Annotated in this window: 11 protein-coding genes and 2 pseudogenes; 5 read left to right on the top strand and 8 right to left on the bottom strand. The window is 66.8% G+C overall.

What is annotated here, in order from left to right:
* On the bottom strand, positions 1–927 hold the full coding sequence (locus tag CON76_RS03515) for a bestrophin family protein (RefSeq protein ID WP_101101981.1): 927 nt from the start codon (positions 925–927) through the stop codon (positions 1–3).
* Between the two features lie 141 nt (positions 928–1068).
* Between CON76_RS03515 and CON76_RS03510 the strand changes: the two genes are divergently transcribed.
* Complete coding sequence (locus CON76_RS03510; RefSeq protein ID WP_101101980.1) at positions 1069–3393, top strand: NADP-dependent malic enzyme; 2325 nt, start codon at positions 1069–1071, stop codon at positions 3391–3393.
* Between the two features lie 256 nt (positions 3394–3649).
* Positions 3650–4045, top strand: a pseudogene (locus CON76_RS03505) (barstar family protein); the annotation flags it as partial.
* Positions 4046–4167: 122 nt separating this feature from the next.
* On the opposite strand, the gene rsmA reads toward CON76_RS03505, so the two are convergent.
* From rsmA to CON76_RS03490, 3 genes are read right to left on the bottom strand one after another with little or no spacing between them, the layout of a single operon-like run.
* A complete protein-coding gene (gene rsmA / locus CON76_RS03500; protein WP_101101978.1) occupies positions 4168–4944 on the bottom strand; it encodes a 16S rRNA (adenine(1518)-N(6)/adenine(1519)-N(6))-dimethyltransferase RsmA in 777 nt (258 codons plus the stop codon).
* On the bottom strand, positions 4941–6317 hold the full coding sequence (locus CON76_RS03495) for a peptidylprolyl isomerase (RefSeq protein ID WP_101101977.1): 1377 nt from the start codon (positions 6315–6317) through the stop codon (positions 4941–4943). The genes rsmA and CON76_RS03495 overlap by 4 nt, the downstream gene beginning before the upstream one ends.
* Positions 6310–8721 carry an LPS-assembly protein LptD gene (locus CON76_RS03490; RefSeq protein WP_145995312.1) on the bottom strand — a complete coding sequence of 804 codons (2412 nt, stop codon included), beginning with the start codon at positions 8719–8721 and terminating at the stop codon, positions 6310–6312. Before CON76_RS03490 ends, CON76_RS03495 begins: the two co-directional genes overlap by 8 nt.
* Before the next feature lie 120 nt (positions 8722–8841).
* Here CON76_RS03490 and CON76_RS03485 point away from each other — a divergent pair, with 120 nt between their 5' ends.
* Both CON76_RS03485 and CON76_RS03480 read left to right on the top strand, forming a co-directional pair.
* Entirely contained in the window at positions 8842–9966 is a 1125-nt protein-coding gene (locus tag CON76_RS03485) for an aminoglycoside phosphotransferase family protein (protein ID WP_101101975.1), read from the top strand.
* Positions 9967–9988: 22 nt separating this feature from the next.
* Positions 9989–10711: a 16S rRNA (uracil(1498)-N(3))-methyltransferase gene (locus CON76_RS03480; RefSeq protein ID WP_101102027.1), complete on the top strand. Its 723-nt coding sequence runs from the start codon at positions 9989–9991 to the stop codon at positions 10709–10711.
* Positions 10712–10775: 64 nt separating this feature from the next.
* Here the strand turns inward: CON76_RS03480 and minE are convergent, their stop codons facing one another.
* From minE to CON76_RS03460, 4 genes are all read right to left on the bottom strand, one after another.
* The gene (gene minE / locus CON76_RS03475) at positions 10776–11039 is read right to left on the bottom strand and encodes a cell division topological specificity factor MinE (RefSeq protein WP_101101974.1); all 264 of its coding nucleotides are present in this window, start codon (positions 11037–11039) and stop codon (positions 10776–10778) included.
* Between the two features lie 5 nt (positions 11040–11044).
* Positions 11045–11860, bottom strand: coding sequence for a septum site-determining protein MinD (minD, locus tag CON76_RS03470; RefSeq protein WP_101101973.1), 816 nt, complete (start codon positions 11858–11860; stop codon positions 11045–11047).
* 22 nt (positions 11861–11882) lie between these two features.
* Positions 11883–12656: a septum site-determining protein MinC gene (gene minC, locus CON76_RS03465; protein WP_101101972.1), complete on the bottom strand. Its 774-nt coding sequence runs from the start codon at positions 12654–12656 to the stop codon at positions 11883–11885.
* 388 nt (positions 12657–13044) lie between these two features.
* Entirely contained in the window at positions 13045–13266 is a 222-nt protein-coding gene (locus tag CON76_RS03460) for a heavy-metal-associated domain-containing protein (RefSeq protein WP_101101971.1), read from the bottom strand.
* Positions 13267–13405: 139 nt separating this feature from the next.
* Between CON76_RS03460 and CON76_RS03455 the strand changes: the two are divergent.
* Positions 13406–14726: pseudogene (locus CON76_RS03455) on the top strand (heavy metal translocating P-type ATPase); the annotation flags it as partial.

Genomic DNA, 14726 nt, shown 5'->3' with positions numbered 1-14726 from the left:
TCAAAGCAGACAGTAGTCCACCGGCTTCAGCGGCGGTGGCAGCTCGGTCTCGCCCAGGGCTTCGAGCAGGTTGATCTCGATCGCGCGGCACATCGCGTCCAGCGGCAAATGGTGCGGCAGCGCGCCAAACGGCTCCTCGATCTCGTCGCCCAGCGCGTCCAGCGCAAAGAAGGTGTAGGCAATCACGCCCACCACCAGCGGCGTCATCACGCCCACAATGTCCACCAGGCCAAACGGCAGCAACAAACAGTAGATGTAGGCGGTGCGGTGCAACAGCAGCGTGTACGGAAACGGAATTGGCGTGCCGCTGATGCGCTCGCACGAGGCCGCCGCGCCCGTCATGGCGGACAAGGTGTCGTCGATCTGCGCCAGCAGCGGGCCGTCGATCTGCCCTTGGTGGCGGCACGTGGCCAAATCGGCCCCCATGTGCAGCATCAGCGCAGCGGGGCGGTTGCCGCTGGCCTGCACCGCCTGCCATTCCTCGGCGCTGAGCATGGCCTCAATGGCGCGCGTATCGCTGCTGCGGCGCAACTGCACGCGCAACGCATGGCAAAACGCCACCGCACGCAACACCATGCGGCGGCGCAGGTCGGGCAAATCCGGTGGGGGTGGCTCAATCAAATGCAGACATTGGCGCGACAGGTTGCGGCTGCGCAGCACCAACTCGCCCCAAAGCTTGCGTGCTTCCCAGTAACGGTCGTAGGCCGCTGTGTTGCGAAAGCCGAGAAAAATCGCCAGCGGCAAACCCATCAGCGTGAACGGGATCGCCGTCATCGTGACCTTGAAGTGGAACCATTCGCCGTGCGTGAGGGTGACCAGCACCGCCAGCACCACGTTGAACACCAGCACCGGCAAGATGCGCGGCAACATGGAGCCGCGCCAGAGCAAAAACAACTTGAAGCCGGAGGGTCGGTCGCGAAGAATCATGGCCGCCACAGTCTAGCACCGGCGCAGCGCGGACCCAGTGGGCCAGGGCGTGGCACGGAATGGCTTTACACTGTACCGGCAGATGCTGGCCGCCACCCGCAGGCCACGCGCCCCTTCTGGTTTACGTACCCACACACCGGCATGACACCACAGCAGCAAGACAAACGCGCCGAACTCCACCGCGCCGCGCTCGAATACCACGAATTCCCCACCCCCGGCAAAGTGGCCATTGCCGCCACCAAGCAGCTCACCAACCAGCGCGACCTGGCGCTGGCCTACTCGCCGGGCGTGGCTGCGCCGTGCGAGGAAATCGTCAAGGACCCCAACGCCGCCTTCAAGTACACCAGCCGGGGCAACCTGGTGGCCGTCATCACCAACGGCACCGCCGTGCTGGGTCTGGGCGACATTGGCCCGCTGGCCTCCAAGCCGGTGATGGAAGGCAAGGGCGTACTGTTCAAAAAATTCGCCGGCATCGACGTCTTTGACATCGAAATCAACGAAAAAGACCCCGACAAGCTGATCGAGATCATCGCCAGCATGGAACCCACCTTTGGCGGCATCAACCTCGAAGACATCAAGGCGCCCGAGTGCTTCTACATCGAGAAGAAGCTCAAGGAACGCATGAAGATCCCGGTCTTCCACGACGACCAGCACGGCACCGCCATCGTGGTGGGCGCGGCGCTGCTCAACGGCCTCAAGGTGATCGGCAAGGACATCAAGAACGTCAAGCTCGTCACCTCCGGCGCGGGTGCGGCGGCGCTGGCCTGCCTGGGCCTGCTGGTCAAACTCGGCCTGCCACGCGAGAACATCTTCGTGACCGACCTGGTCGGCGTGGTGTACCAGGGCCGCACCGAACTGATGGACGCCGACAAGGCGCAGTACGCGCAGCCCACCGACGCCCGCACCCTGCGCGAAGTCATCGCCGGGGCCGACATCTTTCTCGGTCTGTCGGCCGGCGGCGTGCTCAAGCCCGACATGGTGGCCAGCATGGCCGCCAACCCGCTGATCTTCGCGCTGGCCAACCCCACGCCCGAGATCACGCCCGAAGAGGTCAAGTCGGTGCGCGACGACGCCATCATGGCCACCGGCCGCACCGACTACCCCAACCAGGTCAACAACGTCCTGTGCTTTCCGTACATCTTCCGGGGGGCGCTGGACGCGGGTGCGGCCTCCATCACCGACGAGATGGAGATCGCCGCTGTCCACGCCATTGCCGAGCTGGCCCAGGCCGAGCAGAGCGAAGTGGTGGCCGCCGCCTACACCGGCCAGACGCTGGCCTTTGGCCCCGAATACCTGATCCCCAAGCCGTTCGACCCGCGCCTGATGATGAAGATTGCGCCGGCGGTGGCGCAAGCGGCGGCCGACTCGGGTGTGGCGCTGCGCCCGGTGGCCGACATGGCCGCCTACCGCGAGAGGCTGCAAAGCTTCGTCTTTGCCTCCGGCACCATGATGAAGCCGGTGTACGCCGCCGCCAAGAAGGCGCTGCACAAGCGCATCGCCTACGCCGAGGGCGAGGAAGAGCGCGTGCTGCGCGCCTGCCAGGTGGTGGTCGATGAAGGTCTGGCCCGCCCGGTGCTGATTGGCCGTCCGGCCATCATCGCGCAACGTATCGAAAAGTTCGGCCTGCGCCTGGCCGAAGGCTTGGACTACGACGTGGTCAACGTCGAAAACGACCACCGCTACCGCGACTTCTGGCAAACCTACCACCGCATCATGGAGCGCCGGGGTGTGACCGAGCAGCTGGCCAAGATCGAGATGCGCCGCCGCCTCTCGCTCATTGGCGCCATGCTGCTGCACAAGGGCGAGGTCGATGGCCTGATCTGCGGCACCTGGGGCAACCACACCATGCACCTGCAGTACATCGACCAGGTGATCGGCTTGCGCGAGGAAGCCCACTGCTATGCCGCCATGAACGCGCTGATGCTGCCGGGCCGCCAGATCTTCATGGTCGATACCCACATCAACTACGACCCCAGCGCCGAGCAACTGGCCGAGATCACCAAGATGGCCGCGCGCAAGATGCTGCGCTTTGGCATCACGCCCAAGGCGGCGCTGCTGTCGCACTCCAGCTTCGGCTCGTCCGACCAACCTTCTGCCGTCAAGATGCGCCAAACCCTGGCCATCTTGCGCGAACGTGCGCCGTGGTTGGAAGTCGATGGCGAGATGCACGGCGACGTGGCGCTCGACGCCAGCTCGCGCGCGCGCCTCATGCCCAACAGCGCGCTGACGGGTGATGCCAACCTGCTGGTGTTCCCCAACATCGACGCCGCCAACATCAGTTACAACCTGCTCAAGACCGCTGCGGGCGGCGGCATTGCCATCGGCCCCATGCTGCTGGGCGTGGCCAAGCCGGCCCACATCCTGACCGCCAGCGCCACCGTGCGCCGCATCGTCAACATGACCGCGCTCACCGTGAGCGAGGCCAACGCCGGGCCGCGCGCCTCGGCGGCGGCCACCCCGGCGTAACGCCACCCGGCGGCACCCGCGCCTGCCCAGGGGCCACCGACGGTGGCCCCTTGCTTTTCAACACCGCTTAGGGCACACTTGCGCCCTTGTTTTCAGGGTAAACCCGGGCTCACTGCCAGGGTTTACCCGTTTGTTTTGTGGGGGCCAGGCCAGCCGCGCATCCACACCTGCAGCGCGGCTGCCAGTCCGCACATTGTGCCGCCCTGCCCTGGGCCGTTCGGGATTTTCAACTTTGACACAAGAAAGACAAACGGAGATGGACACACCGCTTCGTACCGTTCGCACCAACATCGTTCAATCGATACGCGCTCACACCGTCCAAAACCTGCAGGCCGCCGCCGAAGAGCTGGGCCACCACTTTCTGTACGCCAACCTGGCCAACGCGCAAAACAAGCAGGACGTGCTCGACCTGATTGCCGGCCAATACACCCTGCCCGCCAGCTTTGGCAAAAACTTTGATGCGCTCTACGAGTGCATGACCGACCTGATCCACAAGTCCGGCGCGCAAACCGGCTTTGTGGCGGTGCTGGAACACATCCCGACCAGCCCCAAGTTCGACAAGGAAGCGCGCGAGCAACTGCTCGACATCTTCCGCGACATCGCCGAATACTGGAACGACCGCAAGGTGCCGTTCCGCTGCTTCTACTCGTTCTCGGTGGCGCGCGCCGCCAAGGCCGAGGATCTGAGCGCCCACAGCGACGAGCCGCTGCTGACCGACAAGCTGGTCGATGTCAGCCCGATGGCGCTGCGCATGAGCAGCCCCTTCAACGCCGGCTACTGGACCGCCGCGGCCTGAGCCAAAGCCACGTACTCGGCCACGGGCACTTCCTCGGCGCGGCGCTGTAGGTCGAACGACCCGGCAAAGCCGCGCTGCTCCAGCCAGCGGCCCAGGCTGTGCCGCAACAGCTTGCGCCGCTGCGAAAACGCCACCTTCACCAGCTCCTCCAGCAGCCCCGCATCGACCTGCGGCGGCTGCGCCAGTGGCACCATGCGCACCACCGCGCTGTCCACCCGGGGCGGTGGCTCAAAACTGCCGGGCGGCACAAACAGCACGTCTTCCATCGCGTAGCGCCATTGCAGCATCACGCTCAGGCGGCTGTAGTCGGCGGTGCAGGGCTGTGCCACCATCCGGTCGATCACCTCTTTTTGCAGCATGAAGTGCTGGTCTTGCACCACATCGGCCACATCCAGCAGGTGGAACAGGATGGGCGTGGAGATGTTGTAGGGCAGATTGCCCACCACGCGCATGGGCTCGGGGCGGCTGGCGGCCAGCGCGCGGAAATCGACCCGCAGCACGTCGGATTCAATCACCTGCAACTGCGGGTGCAGGCGCAAGCGCAACGCCAGGTCGCGGTCGAGTTCAATCACCGTCAGCTGGCCCAACCGCTCCACCAGCGGCTGCGTCAATGCCGCCAGACCAGGGCCAATCTCGACCACAAACTGGCCCGGCTGCGGCGCAATCGCCTGCACAATGGCCTCGATGATGCCGCGGTCCGACAAAAAATGTTGTCCAAAACGCTTGCGCGCCTGGTGGGGAGCTGAAGGTTTCAAGGTTGGGGTGCTTCGCGGTATTCCACATACGCTTGGGCGCGCAGGTCGCGCAGCCAGTTGGCGTAGGCGGTTTCGGTTTTTTGTTCGCGCAACAGGTTGCGCACCCAGTCGCGCTGCTGCGCCGGGGTGAGCTCGGCCTGGCGGCGCTGCTGCAGCTGGATCAGGTGGACGCCAAAGCGCGACACCAGCGGCATCGACACCTGGCCGGGGGCCAGCTCGTCCATCACCTGCTCGAACTCGGGCACAAACTGACCGGGGCTGGCCCAGCCCAAGTCGCCCCCTTGTGCCGCAGAGCCGTCCTGGCTGTGCTGGCGCGCCAGGGTCTCAAAGGTGGTCTTGCCGCTGAGGATTTGCTCGCGCCAGCCGTTCAGGCGCGCGATAGCGGCGGCTTCGCTCAGTTGCGCGTTGGGGCGCAGCAGGATGTGGCGCGCACGGGTCTGGGTGTACTGGGCTTCGGGCAGGCCGGTGGCGCGTTTTTCCAGCACCTTGAGGACGTGGAAACCGGCGCCACTGCGCACCACGGCGCTCACGTCGCCCGCCTTGAGCTGGCGCGTGGCCTCGACAAACAGCGTCGGGTAACGCTCGGCACTGCGCAGGCCCAGCTGGCCGCCGTTGTCGCGCTCGGGCGCTTCGGAGAACTCCTTGGCCAGAGCGGCAAAGTCGGCACCGTCTTGCGCGCGCTGGCGCACGTGTTCGGCCCGCGCCTGCAGGGCGGCCATGGTGTCGGCGCTGGCGCCTTCGGGCACCTGCACCAGCACCTGGGCCAGGTGCAACTCGGTCTGGGCCAGGCCAGCCGCGCGCTGGCGCTCGGCCAAGTAGGCGTCGATGTCGGCCTCGCTCACGCGCACGCGGCTGTCCACCTCGCGCTCGCGCAGGCGCTGCAGCAGCAAGTCGCGTCGCAAGTCGGCCTGGAAGCCTTGCAGCGTCAGGCCGATGGCCTGCACGCGCTCGCGCAAGGCGTCCACCGTCAGGCGGTTCTGGCGCGCCACGGCGGCTTCGGCGTCGGCCAGCGCGGCATCGTCCACCTTGAGGCCCTGTTCCTTGGCCTGCTGCAGCTGGATGCGCTCGAGCACCAGGCGATCGAGCACCTGGCGCTCCAGTTGCGCCCGGGGCGGCAGGGCCGTGCCCTCGGGCGGTTGCAGGCGCGCCAGGCGGGCGCGCACGTCGTGCCGGGTGATGGGTTCGGAGTTGACCACCGCCACGATGTGGTCGGCCTCGGCCACCACCAGGGCGGGGGCGGGGGTGGGCACGCGCGCCGCCGCCTTGGGCGTGGTAGCGGTGTTGCCCATGCGCAGGCCCTGTGCGCCCACGGGCAGTGCCACGGCACCCCCCAGACACAGCGCCAGCACGCTCCAGTGCGACCATTTATTCATAGCGTTCAAACCGGCTGGGCGGGTTGGTGTCTTCTCGCAGGTATTGGTAGCGGGGTACATTGTCCTTGAGCGTTTGCAAAGGGTTGGAGCCAAGACGGGAGAAGCCGACGAACTCGAGCTGGAACAAAATGCGCTGGTTGGCGCTGCCGGTGCTGCGCTGCAGGCGGTCCAGCACCACGCGGCCGATCCAGCAGTCGGCATCGTACTCAAAGCCCGCCACCAGATCGACGACCTGGTTGTCGGTGGCGCTGTAGTTGAGGCGGCCCACGCTGTACCATTGGCGTGGCCCCAGACCCTGGCCACGCACGGCGGGCGTGGCGGCGTTGGCCGCACCACCGCCCACGGGCCACTGCCAGCTGAAGTCCCACTGCTGGCTCTCGGCCTCGGGCGTGCTGCGGTTGAGGCGGTAGGCGGCGTTGAACAGGCGGTACGGCCCGGGCTGGTAGCGCATGCCCAGCGTGGTGCGCACCGATTCGTTCTGCTTGGGGTTGTACTGCACGGTGCCGTTGAAGGCCCATTGCGGCGTCCACTGCACGCGCCCGCCCCACAGCAGATCGCTCAGGCGCTCCGACACCACCGCCTCGCCTGGCAGCACCACGCGCTGGTCGTCTAGGCGCACGCGCTGCGCCACGCCCAGGCTCAGCACCTCGGCACCGGTGACGGGGTGCAGCAGGCGGGTGGTGGCGCCCAGCGTCACGGCGTGGGTGTCGGCAATGCGGTCGTGCCCGCCGTAGGGGTTGGGCGTGAAGACTGTGGCCAGGTTGAAGTCGTAGGCAGCGGTGTCGTAGGTGGGCACAAAGCTCTGGTCGCGGTAGCCGGTGCGGGCGTACAGCACGCGCGGCTCCAGCGTCTGCACAAAGTCCTGCCCGGCCAGGCGCGTGTCGCGCTCCAGCATCAGCCCGCCGTCCAGGCTGAGGGTGGGAATGGCGTAGCTCTGGTGGCGCGTGCCGTTGGCCAGCGTCTGGCTGAAGGCGTAGTGGCGCGCGTGCAACTGCAGCGCGGGCTTGAGGTAGGCGCCCGGCGTGTGCCAGTGCTTGCTGATCTCGGCCACCGCCAGCGTGCGGGTGCCGTCCACGTCGTTGGCGGCGCGCAGGGCGCGGTCGGCGCTGAAGTGGGTGGCCTCGGTCTGCAGCGTGGCCTCCCAGCCGTCCACCCCGCCCAGCGCAAACGCGGCCGGGGTGTAGCGCGCCGCCAGCGACGGCACGCGGTCGTAGGGCGCGGTGATGGGGGCGTCGGCATCTTGCAGCGTCTGCCAGCGTTGCGCCCCGGCCGACACCTGCCAGTCGCCCTGGCCCCAGTGCAGCGTGGCCTCGCTGGGCAGCAGGCGCTCGGTCAGGGCGGTGTTGCTGCGCGGAAAGTCGCGCCAGTAGTCGTCGTCGCTGACGCGGTTGTGGTTCAGGCGCAGCCCCAGGGTGCCCAGGCCCGGCACACCGTTGAACACCTGCTGGTGCTGCCAGGCCTGGCTCCAGCGGTCGGTGTGCTCACGTGCGGGGTCGGACGGCATGAAGGCGCCACGCACGCGGCCATTGAAGCTGGGTTCCAGATAGCGCAACTCGGCCCCGAGGTCGATGCCGCGCTTGCTCATCACGGTCGGGAACAGCGTGGCGTCCATGTTGGGCGCCAGGTTGAGGTAGTACGGCAGCGTGACTTCCAGCCCGCTTTGCGTGTCGAGGTTGAGCGTGGGCGGCAGCACGCCGGACTTGCGCTTGTCCGACAGCGGAAAGCTCAGCCACGGCGCAGCCAGCACCGGCACGTCCTTGAAGCGCAGCACCGCGCCGGTGGCGGTGCCGGTGTCCTGGGCGGTGTCAAACTCGATGCGGTCGGCGGTCACCACCCAGTCCGGCAGCCAGTCGCCACCCGGCGGGCGCTCGCAGGTGGTGTACTGGGTCTGGTGCGCCACGGCGCGGTGCTCGTCCAGAAAATCCACCCGCTCGGCCTGGCCGTGGCCCCCGTTCTTGAGCCACGAGAAGCGCGGCTGCACGAAGTGGCCCTCGAACGTGTCGAGCTGCAGCCGCAGCTCGGTGCCCTCGTACACATCACCCTGCCGGTTGATGCGCACCTGGCCCGTGGCGGTCACGGTGTTGCTGGGCGTGTCGTGCGTCAGCTGGTCGGCGCGCAGCACCAAGTCGTGGCGGCGCAGCTCGGCGTGGCCCTGCACCACGGTCTGGGCATCAGCCTGGCCTTGCACCGCGTCCCCGAACAGAAATTGTGGCGCCTGCTCGGCGGCGGCGGGGCTCAGGCGCTCCTGCAGACGCTCGCTGGGCTGCAGCGCCAGCGGTGGCAGTGCCTCATCGGCTTGGGCCAGGGTGGACAACGTGGCCAGCGCACCGGCGGCCAGCACCCAGCGCCCGCTCACGCGGCACCAGCGCAACCCACCCCCAGCGGCAAACAAAACAGACAGCACAAACACCCACCACAACAACCCAGACCCCAGGGCCCGACCGGCCCCACCCGCGCACACACGAACCGCGTTCGTAGAATAGCCAGCCAATTATCCACGAGGCCACTCCCGCCCCGCGCCACCATGCACGCCACGCCCACCCCCAGCCCCTCCAGCTCCGCCTCCCCCGCCCGCATCGGGTGGGCCGACCCGTCACGCGCCCAGGCGTTCCAGGCCTGGCTGCACACCCAGGCCAGCGCGCACGGCGTGCAGCCCGACAGCGTGCGCCCCGCCTCCGCCGACGCCAGCTTCCGGCGCTACTTCCGCATCGACCGCGCCGCCAGCGCCGGTGGCGGCACCCTGGTGATCATGGACGCCCCACCCGCGCACGAGGACTGCCGCTCCTTTGTGCAAGTCGCCCAGCTGCTGCGCGACGCTGGCGTGCGCGTGCCCGACGTGCTGGCCTGGGACGAACCCCTGGGCTTCATGCTGCTGACCGACCTGGGCGACCACACCCTGCTCAGCGCGCTCGACGCGCACCAGCCCGCCGCCGCCCTGCCCCACTTCCAGGACGCCACCCGCGCCCTGCTGGTGTGGCAACAGGCCTCGCGCCCCGGCGTGCTGCCCGCCTACGGCGCTGCGCTGCTGCAGCGCGAACTGCAACTCTTTCCCGACTGGTACCTGGCACAGCACAAAGGCCTGACGCTGGACGACACCCAGCGCGCCACGCTGGAGCGCACCTTTGCGCTGGTGGTGGAACGCAACCTGGCCGCGCCCAGCGTGTTTGTCCACCGCGACTTCATGCCGCGCAACCTGATGCTGCCGCGCGCCCACGACCCTGACCAGCGCCTGGGCGTGCTCGACTTCCAGGACGCCGTGTACGGCCCCATCACCTACGACATCGCCTGCCTGACGCGCGACGCCTTTTTGACCTGGGAAGAAGACCTGGTGCTTGACGTCACCATCCGCTACTGGCAACAGGCGCGCCAGCTGGGCATGCTGGACTTTGACGGCTGGAGCGACGACTTTGGCGCTTTTTACCGCGCCGTGGAATGGATGGGGCTGCAACGCCACCTCAAAGTGGCCGGCATCTTTGCCCGCCTGACCCTGCGCGACGGCAAGCCCCAGTACCTGGCCGATGCGCCGCGCTTCATCCACTACATCCGCAACACCGCCGCACGCTACCGCGAACTCACGCCCCTGCTGCGCCTGATCGACAAGGTCGAAGGCTGGGAAGCCGCCAGCGGCTTTGCCTATGGCCGCGTCTGAAGCCACCCCCCAGGTTCACCCCATGCCCCGCATCCACCATCCCTCCCCCCTGCAACCCGGCCAGACGCTAGACCTAACCCCGGAGGGCGCGCGCCACGTGCAAGTGCTGCGCCTGCAACCTGGCGATACGCTGACCCTGTTTGGCGATCCTGTAGTGGGCGGAGAATACGATGCGACCGTACAACGCATGGGGCGCAGCGACGTGCAAGTCCACGTCGGCGCCCACCACGCCACCGAACGCGAACCCGTGCGTACGGTGCATCTGGTGGTGGGCATGCCCGCCAACGAACGCATGGATTGGCTGGTGGAAAAAGCCACCGAACTCGGCGTGGCCAGCATCCAACCGCTGATGACCGAACGCACCGTGCTGCGCCTCAAAGGCGAACGCGCCGACAAAAAACAAGCACACTGGCAAGCGGTGGCGGTGTCGGCGTGCGAGCAATGTGGCGGCAACCGGGTGCCGGTGGTACACCCGGTGCGCACCCTGCAGGAATGGTTGCATGGCGCCAGCGCGCCGCCCGCATCGGCACAACGCGGCGTGTTGTCGCTGGCCGCTGGCGCACAAGGCCTGCGCCAATTTGATGACCAGCAACCCCTGTGGCTGGTGCTGGGGCCCGAAGGCGGCCTCAGCCCGCAAGAGGAACACACCCTGCTGGCGCAAGGCTTTGCCGCCACCAGCCTGGGGCCGCGCGTTTTGCGGGCCGAGACGGCCGCGATTGCCGCGCTGGCGGCTTGGGTACTCTGAAGCCCCGCAGAGGCCGCCAGCGGGCCTTTGGCGGCCTGCAAACGGCATCCCGGGGCCGCTGGGGCTACTTGCCCTTCTCGGGCAGCTCGATCTTGACCTCCAGCACCTCCAGGTTCTCCTGGCGGTCGAGCTGCACCTTGATGTCTTCCTGGTGGATGTTGACGTACTTGCTGATCACCGCGATCAGGTCACGCTGCAAGTCGGGCAGGTAGTCGGGCTCGGCGGCGTTGCGCCCCGAGCGCTCGTGCGCCAGGATGATCTGCAGCCGCTCGCGGGCCACCGGGGCGGTTTTCTTTTTTTCGCCCAACAGAAACGAGAAGAAGGACACAGGCCTTACCTCCCGCCAAACAGGCGCTTGAAGAAGCCTGGTTTCTCGGCCTCCACAAAGCGCATCGGCCGCTCGTGGCCCAGAAAGCGCTCGATCACGTCCTTGTAGGCCTCGGACACGTCCGAGCCCTGCAGGTGGATCACCGGCAGGCCCTGGTTGGACGCCTGCAGCACGCTCTCGCTCTCCGGAATCACGCCGATGAGGTCAATGCGCAGGATGTCCTGCACGTCCTTGAGCGAGAGCATCTGGCCATCCTGCACCCGGTTCGGGTTGTAGCGCGTGATGAGCAGGTGCTCCTTGACCGGCTCGCCGCCCTCCACCGCGCGCTTGGTCTTGCTGCCCAGCATGCCCAGGATGCGGTCGGAGTCGCGCACCGACGACACCTCGGGGTTGGTCACCACCAGCGCCTCGTCGGCAAAGTGCATCGCCAGCAGCGGCCCGGTCTCGATGCCGGCGGGCGAGTCGCACACGATGTAGTCGAACCCCATGCCGGCCAGCTCGGTGAGCACGCGCTCCACACCGTCCTTGGTCAGCGCGTCCTTGTCGCGTGTCTGGCTGGCGGCCAGCACGAACAGGTTGTCGCACTGCTTGTCCTTGATCAACGCCTGGTTGAGGTTGGCCTCGCCCTGGATCACGTTGATGAAGTCGTACACCACGCGCCGCTCGCAGCCCATGATCAGGTCGAGGTTGCGCAGCCCCACGTCAAAGTCGATCACCACGGTCTTGAAACCGCGCAGCGCCAGCCCGGCGGCAAAACTGGCGCTGGTGGTGGTCTTGCCCACCCCGCCCTTGCCCGATGTCACGACAACAATCTTTGCCATTTTCAAACAGTCTTTCCAAATATCAGGGAATCGGGTCCACGCGCAGCTGGTCGCCTTCAGGGCCCACCTGCAGGCGCACCTGGGCCGGCTTGCCCAGCACATCGGCGGGCAAGGGCACTTCGCTGGTGCGGTAGATGCCGGCAATCGAGACCAGTTCGGGCTCCATCACCTGCGCAAAAATGCGGGCCTCGGTCCAGCCCCGGGCGCCGGCCATGGCGCGGCCCCGCAACGGGGCGTAGACGTGGATGTGGCCATCGGCAATCACTTCCGCGCCGGGGTTGACCATCGCCATCACCAGCAGGTCGCGGCCCCGGGCGTACACCTGCTGGCCCGAGCGCAGCGGCTTGTCGACCACCAGCGCGGGCACGGTTTCGGCGTACACCGCGCCGGCGTCCAGCGGGGCGGGGATGTCGGGCCCGGACGGTGGATGCTGCGGGTGGCGGGTCGCCGTGGACGGCTGCAGGGCGAGCTGGTCGTCGGCCTGCGCCAGGCCGAACTGCAGCGCCGCCTGCATCTGCTCCGGGCTGCCGCCCTTGACGGCCACCACCACCATGCCGTAACCCTGCAACAGTGCCAGCAGTCCAGCGTAGTCCACGGTGCAAGCCTGCGCGGCCAGCGGCGACAAGTCCAGCAAGACCGGATCTTGGCTGAAGAACAAGGATTGCCGACCAAAGCGTTGCTCGAGCTCCGCGTCCAGCACCGACAGGACGTTGGACTTGAGCAACAGCACCACCACGGAGAGTTGGGCGCTCTTGATGTCGTAGCTAGAAGGGCTGTTGCCAGAGACCAGGGACATGGGCGTACGGTAAAGAAAACGAAATTCTAACGGTTCTGGCCCATAGGATGAAGTTTTAACATTTTCGACCCTGGTCAACCCCTTGGCTCCTGTGGAAAAGTTTTCCCTCTATCTCTATCTCTTTCTTATATATATATATCTTAGTAGTAGATAGTAGGTGTTGGCCCTTTTCTGTGGATAACTTCAAAAACATGTTTTGAATCAACAACTTAACCCCTTGTTCTCCTGTGGGTAACCCTGTGGATTACCTGTGAGTAGCCTGTGGATGAAAGTTGAACAACTTTGGGATTTCCAAAATCTTGTGGATAACTCACAGGTTATACACAAGTTATCCACCAACTTATCCACAGGTTTTTACATAAATTTTATGACGTATTACGTGATTAAATTACTTTTGTAAGGGTGTGATCTGCACCACGGTGTAGCCCTCCTCGGTGATGGCCGCTGCCAGGGCCTCAGCGGTGTGGGCGGTGTGTTCCACGCGCACGTGTTGCGTGGTGTGGCTGGCCTGCACCACGGCGTGGGGGTCGAGCTGGCGCAGGCTTTGCACAATGGCCCGTTCGCAGTGGCCGCAGCTCATGCCGGTGACGGTGAACAAGTAGTCGTTCATGGGATCTTTCCTTTCGGTGTTGGAAACAAGGTGAAAAAGTGCCGTGTGCGTCCCAGGTGGGACAATGCGGCCCACCGGTTGTACCGCATGCGCGGGTGGTACCGCACACCTGCGGTGAAAATGTAGTTTTTTATCAAATATGGATGGAGCCATGAATCCGTACGACGTGGGTGTGGGGGGCATGACCTGCGCTTCCTGCGTGGGCCGGGTCGAGCGGGCGCTGAAAAAAGTGCCCGGAGTGCAGGCGGTGGCGGTCAACCTGGCGACCGAGACCGCGCGCGTGCACTGGCGCGATGACCTTGTGGCCGAGCAAGCCGCCGCCGCGGCGGCGCGGGTGCAGCGCGCCATCCGCGATGCCGGTTACGAGCCCCGCCCCGCCGAGGCCACCGAGCCCGCCGTGGCACCGGGCTGGCTGGGTGTGCCGCGCGACGCCTGGCCGGTGCTGGTGGCGGCGCTGCTGTCGCTGCCGCTGCTGTGGCCGATGTTGGCGGGCCTGGGCTCGGGTGGGCACGCCATGCTGGCGCCCGGGTGGCAGTTTGCACTGGCCACGCCGGTGCAGTGGGTGCTGGGCTGGCGTTTTTACGCTGGCGCCTGGCACGCGCTGCGGGCGCGCAGCGGCAACATGGAGCTGCTGGTGGCCATCGGCACCACGGCGGGCTGGGGCCTGAGCACCTGGCTGTGGTGGCGCGCCGAGGCCGGCACCATGCCGCACCTGTACTACGAAAGCTCGGCGGTGGTCATCACGCTGGTGCTGCTGGGCAAGTGGCTGGAAGCGCGCGCCAAGCGCCAGACCACCAGCGCCATCCGTGCGCTGCAGGCCCTGCGCCCGGAGGTGGCACACCTGTGGCCCGACGGCGTCCGCCGCGACGAGGTGGTGGATGTGCCCGTGGCCGAACTGCTGCCCGACGACGTGGTGCTGGTGCGCCCGGGCGAGCGCATCCCCGCCGACGGCGTGCTGGTGGATGGCGAGACCCAGGTCGATGAATCCATGCTCACCGGCGAGCCTATGCCCGTGCCCAAGGCGGTGGGTGATGTGGTCACGGGTGGCAGCCTCAACGGTGATGGTGCGGTGCGGCTGCGCGTCACAGCCACGGGTGCGCAAAGTGTGCTCAGCCGCATCATTGCGCTGGTGCAGGACGCGCAGGCCACCAAGTCGCCGGTGCAGCGGCTGGTGGACCGGGTGGCGGCCTGGTTTGTGCCAGTGGTGTTGCTGCTGGCGGTGCTGACCTGGCTGGGCTGGTGGTGGCAACAGGCACCGCTGGAAACGGTGTGGTTGCACGCGGTGGCGGTGCTGGTGATTGCCTGCCCGTGCGCACTGGGGCTGGCCACGCCGGTGGCCATCATGGCGGGCACGGGGGTGGCGGCGCGCCATGGCATCCTGATCAAGGACGCCGAGGCGCTGGAGCTGGCGCACCGCGTCGATACCGTGGTGCTGGACAAGACCGGCACCCTGACCGAAG

The organism is Macromonas bipunctata, from assembly GCF_002837135.1.
GTDB lineage: Bacteria > Pseudomonadota > Gammaproteobacteria > Burkholderiales > Burkholderiaceae_C > Macromonas_A > Macromonas_A bipunctata.
This window is presented reverse-complemented; position numbering and strand designations above follow the sequence as displayed.

Coding starts and splice junctions, on each gene's coding strand:
- minD (WP_101101973.1), bottom strand. CDS start 11,860: ATGGCAAAGATTGTTGTCGTGACATCGGGCAAGGGCGGGGTGGGCAAG.
- CON76_RS03460 (WP_101101971.1), bottom strand. CDS start 13,266: ATGAACGACTACTTGTTCACCGTCACCGGCATGAGCTGCGGCCACTGC.
- CON76_RS03515 (WP_101101981.1), bottom strand. CDS start 927: ATGATTCTTCGCGACCGACCCTCCGGCTTCAAGTTGTTTTTGCTCTGG.
- minC (WP_101101972.1), bottom strand. CDS start 12,656: ATGTCCCTGGTCTCTGGCAACAGCCCTTCTAGCTACGACATCAAGAGC.
- CON76_RS03510 (WP_101101980.1), top strand. CDS start 1,069: ATGACACCACAGCAGCAAGACAAACGCGCCGAACTCCACCGCGCCGCG.
- CON76_RS03480 (WP_101102027.1), top strand. CDS start 9,989: ATGCCCCGCATCCACCATCCCTCCCCCCTGCAACCCGGCCAGACGCTA.
- CON76_RS03485 (WP_101101975.1), top strand. CDS start 8,842: ATGCACGCCACGCCCACCCCCAGCCCCTCCAGCTCCGCCTCCCCCGCC.
- CON76_RS03495 (WP_101101977.1), bottom strand. CDS start 6,317: ATGAATAAATGGTCGCACTGGAGCGTGCTGGCGCTGTGTCTGGGGGGT.